The organism is Staphylococcus sp. 231237_7MaSpsaltlick (assembly GCF_043107035.1).
Window position 1 is genome coordinate 1 of sequence record NZ_JBICNX010000054.1, and the last position, 6,426, is coordinate 6,426.

Here is a 6,426-nt window from a genome sequence, read left to right on the forward strand (position 1 = left end):
AATGGCATAATTGTCAATGTGGTAGATGTATTTGACTTTGAAGGATCATTTATCAATGCTTTGAAAAGAATCGTAGGCAATAAGAAGATTATTTTAGCAGCTAATAAATTAGATTTATTACCTAAGCAAATTAATAAGCGTCGTGTTAAAGAATGGTTGAAAAAAACCGCAAGAAAATACGGGTTGGAAGCTGATGATGTTGTCCTTATTTCAGCGATGAAGAATGAAGGAATTGAAGAATTGTTAGAATCAATCAATAGTATTCGTAAAAATGATGACGTTTATATCGTTGGAACGACAAATGTTGGGAAATCAACTTTGATTAATAAATTAATTGAACGTAGTGTAGGAGAAAAAGATGTCGTAACAACATCACGTTTCCCTGGTACAACTTTAGATATGATAGATATTCCATTAGATGAAACATCGTTCATGTTTGATACACCTGGTATTATTCAAGCGCATCAAATGACACACTTTGTGAGTGACAAAGAGCTTAAAACGATTATGCCGAAAAATGAAATTAAGCAGCGTGTTTATCAACTAAATGAAGAGCAAACGTTATTCTTTGGTGGTTTAGCACGTATTGACTATGTAAGTGGTGGCAAACGTCCGTTAGTTTGTTATTTTTCAAATGAGTTAAATATACACAGGACCAAGACTGAAAAAGCAAATGAGCTATGGAAAAATCAAATTGGTTCATTATTAGCACCGCCGAATGATCCAAAGCAGTTTGATTTACAAAATATTAAAGCTGTACGTCTCGAAACGGGTAAAGAAAAGCGTGATGTGATGATTTCTGGACTTGGCTTTATCACAATTGATAAAGGTGCAAAGGTTATTGTCCGTGTACCTAAGAATGTTGATGTTATTTTAAGAAATTCAATTATGTAAGGGGGTAAATTATGAAATACGCGGTTATCGGAAATCCAATAGATCATTCATTATCACCTGCTATGCATAATGCGAATTTTGAAGCACTACATGATGAAGATGCATCTTATGAAGCAATTGATATACCCCAAGAAAAATTTCATTTAATTAAAGAAATAATAACTGAAAAGGGTATAGAAGCATTTAATGTTACAATTCCACATAAAGAAAATATCATTCCATATCTTGATGAAATTGATAGTCAATCTGAAACTGTAGGTGCAGTTAATACAGTCAAAATAGTGAATGATAAATGGATTGGTTATAATACTGATGGAATTGGGTATGTAACTGGATTAAAGCAAGTGTATCCCGATTTAGAGCATGCTTATATATTAATGCTTGGTGCTGGTGGTGCGAGTAAAGGGATTGCAAATGAACTAACTAAATATGTTCAACCAAAACTAACGGTTGCTAATAGAACGATGTCTCGATTTGATAATTGGAATTTAGATATAAATAAAATTTCACTGACTGATGCGGAATCTGCATTATCTGAATTTGACATTATTATAAATACGACCCCAGCGGGTATGAAAAGTAACAAAGAAATTCCAATAAATCTTGATAATTTAGCAGAACACACATTAGTAAGTGATATTGTTTATATTCCATTTAAAACACCGATATTAGAAAAAGCAGAAGAAAATGGCAATCCAATCCATAATGGTTTAGATATGTTTGTTTACCAAGGTGCTGAAAGTTTCAAGATTTGGACAGGAAAAATGCCTAATATTAAAGTTATGAAAGAAGCAGTATTAAAAAGGTTATAGAGGAGAATTTACAATGTTAACAGGTAAACAAAAAAGATTTTTAAGAAGTAAAGCTCATAATGTGGATCCAACTTTCCAAATAGGAAAATCTGGAATTAGTGACAATATGGTAACGCAAATAAAGGATACACTTGAAAATAGAGAATTGATTAAAATTCATGTGTTACAAAATAATTTTGAAGATAAAAATGATTTGGCGCAGAGTTTAAGTGATGCAACTAAAAGTGAAATTGTACAAGTAATCGGGTCAATGATTGTATTATACAAAGAATCAACAGACAATAAACAAATTCAATTACCATAATGACAAAATCTATTGTAATCTACGGTGGGCAATTTAACCCGATTCATATAGCTCACATGGTTGTAGCTAGCGAAGTTAATCATGCGATAAAACCAGATAAATTTATATTTTTACCAAGTTATATGTCGCCATTAAAAGTACAAGATGAATATTTAGATGCGAAATTTCGAGTTGAAATGATTAAGCGTACAATCGATGAACTCGGTTTCGGTGAAATATGTTTAGATGAAATAGAACGTAAAGGTCAAAGCTATACATTCGATACGATTTTGCAAATGTTGGAACGATATCCAACAGCAAAATTATATTTTGTAATAGGCACGGATCAGTATGATCAACTTGATAAATGGTATAGGATTGATGAACTAAAAGCCAAAATCACTTTTGTAATTGTTAATAGAGGCCAATCAACACAGGATGTTGAAGATGGTATGGTAGCAATTAATATTCCACGCATAGATATAAGTTCAACATTAATTAGGGAGAATGTGAAACGCAAGAACAATATTCAAGTACTTGTACCCTCAAGTGTAGAACATTATATACGAGAGGAAGGGTTATATGAAAATTGATCAAGCAATAGACATTGTAAAGGAAAAATTGCCGCAAAAGCGATTTGAGCATTCACTGAGAGTTGCAGAAACTGCTGTGAAACTAGCGGATATATATGACGGAGATAAAGATAAAGCAGAATTAGCAGGTATTTTACATGATTATTCAAAATATGATGATTTAGGTGAAATGTATCAAATTGTTACAAAACACAATCTAGATAGTAAATTATTAAGCTACGGTTCGGAAATTTTACACGGACCAGTATGCGCTGTTATCATGAAGGAAAAATATGGTGTATACGATGATGAAGTATTAAGTGCGATTGAATATCATACGACGGGTAGAGCACAAATGACAAAAACGGAAAAGCTTGTTTTTGTTGCAGATTACATTGAACCTGGACGTAAGACCCCAGGCGTTGAAGAAATTCGTGATTTAGCATACAATCAAGGTAGCTTAGATAAAACAATTTATGAAATATCTAAGCGCACTGTTATGTATTTGATTGGTAAAGATATCAATGTATTTGACGCGACGATTGCATGCTTGAATTATTACAATTATAGTGACGAAAGAGTAAAGGATGATTAAATGAATTCAGATCAATTATTAAACATTGCTGTCGAAGCAACAGAGAGTAAAAAAGCAGAAGATATAATTTCGTTAAAAATGCAAGGTATTAGTGATATGACAGATTACTTTGTAATATGCCATGGTAATAATGAACGACAAGTTCAATCAATTGCACGTGCTGTCAAAGAAGCGGCAAACGAGGCAGACATCGAAGTGAAACGTATGGAAGGTTTTAATGAAGCGAGATGGATTCTAATTGATTTAGCTGATGTTGTAATCCATGTATTCCATAAAGATGAAAGAGACTATTACAATATTGAGAAATTATATCAAGATGCACCGTTAGAAACATATGGACAGGCTGTTTATTAATTATGGTTCAATATGAAGAAATGAGTTTGTTCTATGATCAACTTACATTAGATCAACCCTATGATGCATGGTTAGATATTGTTCAAACGTATGCTAAAGATAACGCATCTATATTAGATATTGGTTGTGGAACAGGCAGTTTTACATCACTATTATCAACTTATAATGATGTCACGGGCATGGATTTAAGCGTTGATATGTTAGCGATGGCTTCACAAAAATCAACACATGTGAATTGGCTTGAAGGAGATATGACAGATTTTGATTTCAACAGACAATTTGACGTGATTACTATTTTTTGTGATTCATTAAATTATTTACAAGACCAAGATGATGTTATTGCTACATTTCAACATGTGAATAAGCATTTAATGACTGATGGCGTGTTAATGTTTGATGTTCATACGACTCACAAAATGGATACACTTTTTAATAATCAGAGTTACATTGATGAGTCAGAAGATATTTATTTAGGATGGGAAGCTGTACAAGGTGAGGAAAAACATAGCGTATGGCATGATATGTCATTCTTTATTAAAAAAGAGAATGGACAATACGAACGCTTTAATGAATCACATTATCAAAGAACCTATTCTAAAAATGAATACATTGATATGCTAAAGCAAACTGGATTTACTAAGATAAAAACATTTTTAGACTTTGATATAAATAATAAAGATGATGAAAACGGGCACCGCTTGTTTTTTATTGTAAAAAAATAAAGTAAAAACACTCCTTGATACGTGTAATGTATTGAGGAGTGATTTTTTATGCTACCAATAATAGAACACATTAAATCGTTTGTATTAAAATACCGCTATTTCTTAATTTGTATTTGTGTATTGTGCGTAATCATTATATTTTTATTATTGAGTAACTTTAATAATCAACAAGATATTGTTCAACATAAAGGAGATAACATTGAACATTTTGCATCAAATGATCTTCATAGCAATCAAACTAAAAGTTCAAATAAAGACAAATCAACTGACGCTAAACAAACTACGACTGTTTTTGTAGATTTAAAGGGTGCTGTTAAAAGACCGGATTTATATGAAATGAAAAGCACGGATAGAGTTAAGCAACTGTTAGAAAAAGCAGGTGTTCAACATGATGCTGATTTAAGTCAAATTAATCTTTCAGAAAAATTAGTAGATCAAAAGGTGATTTATATTCCCAAAAAAGGTGAAGTCTCACAACCTAATTTATCGAAATCACTAAATGAAAATAATGTAAATAAGTCAGCAAAAACTGACAATACAAAGATTAACTTAAATCTTGCTCAAGAATTAGAATTACAAAACGTCCCTGGAATCGGTTCAAGTAAAGCTAAGGCTATTATTGAGTATAGAAATGAAAATGGTGCTTTTACTACAGTTGAAGATTTAAAGAAAGTAAATGGGATTGGCGTAAAAACATTTGAAAAGTTACGAGAATATTTTATCGTATAGATTTTTGTTGAAATCTGTCATAATAGAAATAAATCTATAATAAAATCGACATTGGAGGAAACATCATGGATCGCATAAAATGGGAAGAATATTTTATGGCACAAAGTCATTTGTTAGCATTAAGGTCAACATGTGAACGTTTATCGGTTGGGGCAACAATAGTAAAGGATAATCGTATAATAGCAGGTGGGTATAATGGATCAGTGTCAGGAGAAGTACATTGTATAGATGAAGGTTGTCTTATTCAAGACGGACATTGTATTAGAACAATACATGCAGAAATGAACGCTTTACTTCAATGTGCGAAGCAGGGCGTTTCTACTGAAGATGCAACAATATATGTTACTCATTTCCCTTGTTTGAATTGCACAAAATCAATAATCCAAGCAGGAATTAAGACTATTTACTATGCGGAAGACTATCACAACCATGAATATGCATTAAAGCTATTAGATCAATCTGGTATTATTTATAAAAAAATTCCGTTTAATCAGCATCATGTAGCTCAATATTTAGTCAATAAATCATAATTTGATATATTATGCTATAGCGTATTTAGTTGGCGTATTATGGCTACGTGTTAAGTTGATCTCGGTATTTCTATTTTTAATTTTATTGTTTATTGCTATTAATAAGAAGTTCAGCAATTTTAAAATAGTTATACTTATATTGATACCATTTGCTAGCTTTATTTTATTTTACAATCATTATGTACATAGCAAAGCCGAACATTACCAAATGTCCAATAAAAAACTAGAACATGACCAAGTCACTTTTCTTGGACGTTTGTCACTTGATAATAAAAAAGTGACTGGCAAGTTACGCTATGACAACAAAGAATTTAAATTTTCATATTTTAATAACAGTGAAATAAATCCGATAAAATCAAATAGCATTGTGAACAAGACTTGTCGTATTAATGCAGAAATAAAGCCATTCAAGCATCACTTTAATCATAAAGCGCATATGCTTATTAAAAAAATCGACTTAGCAAGTTGTTATACTTCAAAGAACAATGTTGTGACCGGTTTGCTAGATAACCATAAATTATTTTTAGAACAGAGGTTATCTACATTACACTTTAAAAATACAGATCGTATTTTAGCATTAATTACTGGTGATACTACCATTATTAATGAACATTATTTAGAGAAATTGAAGGAAACTGGTATTTATCATTTATCTGCTGTTAGTGGTACACATATTGCTATTTTGATATTTGTCATAAGTTTTGTGTTAAATCGATTGAAAATACCAATAATATTAATTAAAGTTACATTGATTGTTGTCTTGACTGGCTATTTATTTTATACAAATTTTATTCCAAGTGCGACGAGAGCAATACTGACAGCAATCATTGTAATTAGCCTTCCTAAGCGTGTTATTGACAACTCAATGGACATATTAGGGCTTGCTTTTATCGTATTATCAACGGTCAATCCTTCTTATATTTATAATATTGGCT

At 31.4% G+C, this 6,426-nt stretch carries 10 protein-coding genes; all 10 read left to right on the forward strand.

Annotated features, from left to right (window positions below; genetic code table 11):
• The coding region (gene yqeH, locus ACF91D_RS29075) for a ribosome biogenesis GTPase YqeH (protein ID WP_392438215.1) at positions 1 to 894 on the forward strand (894 nt) is incomplete at its 5' end.
• An 11-nt stretch (positions 895 to 905) separates the two neighbouring features.
• Positions 906 to 1,706, forward strand: a complete 801-nt coding sequence (gene aroE, locus ACF91D_RS29080) for a shikimate dehydrogenase (RefSeq protein WP_042738538.1) — start codon at positions 906 to 908, stop codon at positions 1,704 to 1,706.
• A gap of 13 nt (positions 1,707 to 1,719) precedes the next feature.
• Positions 1,720 to 2,010 carry a ribosome assembly RNA-binding protein YhbY gene (yhbY, locus tag ACF91D_RS29085; protein ID WP_042738539.1) on the forward strand — a complete coding sequence of 97 codons (291 nt, stop codon included), beginning with the start codon at positions 1,720 to 1,722 and terminating at the stop codon, positions 2,008 to 2,010.
• Positions 2,010 to 2,582 carry a nicotinate (nicotinamide) nucleotide adenylyltransferase gene (nadD, locus tag ACF91D_RS29090; RefSeq protein WP_107512985.1) on the forward strand — a complete coding sequence of 191 codons (573 nt, stop codon included), beginning with the start codon at positions 2,010 to 2,012 and terminating at the stop codon, positions 2,580 to 2,582. The genes yhbY and nadD overlap by 1 nt, the downstream gene beginning before the upstream one ends.
• Entirely contained in the window at positions 2,572 to 3,156 is a 585-nt protein-coding gene (gene yqeK, locus ACF91D_RS29095; RefSeq protein WP_107512986.1) for a bis(5'-nucleosyl)-tetraphosphatase (symmetrical) YqeK, read from the forward strand. Before nadD ends, yqeK begins: the two co-directional genes overlap by 11 nt.
• Complete coding sequence (rsfS, locus tag ACF91D_RS29100; protein WP_042738542.1) at positions 3,157 to 3,510, forward strand: ribosome silencing factor; 354 nt, start codon at positions 3,157 to 3,159, stop codon at positions 3,508 to 3,510.
• Between the two features lie 2 nt (positions 3,511 to 3,512).
• Positions 3,513 to 4,232, forward strand: coding sequence for a class I SAM-dependent DNA methyltransferase (locus tag ACF91D_RS29105; protein WP_107527849.1), 720 nt, complete (start codon positions 3,513 to 3,515; stop codon positions 4,230 to 4,232).
• Positions 4,233 to 4,280: 48 nt separating this feature from the next.
• Positions 4,281 to 4,961, forward strand: coding sequence for a helix-hairpin-helix domain-containing protein (locus ACF91D_RS29110; RefSeq protein ID WP_107527848.1), 681 nt, complete (start codon positions 4,281 to 4,283; stop codon positions 4,959 to 4,961).
• A 65-nt stretch (positions 4,962 to 5,026) separates the two neighbouring features.
• Positions 5,027 to 5,491: a ComE operon protein 2 gene (locus ACF91D_RS29115; protein WP_042738545.1), complete on the forward strand. Its 465-nt coding sequence runs from the start codon at positions 5,027 to 5,029 to the stop codon at positions 5,489 to 5,491.
• A 208-nt stretch (positions 5,492 to 5,699) separates the two neighbouring features.
• Positions 5,700 to 6,426: ComEC/Rec2 family competence protein (locus tag ACF91D_RS29120; RefSeq protein ID WP_392438216.1), on the forward strand; the 727-nt coding region annotated here is incomplete at its 3' end.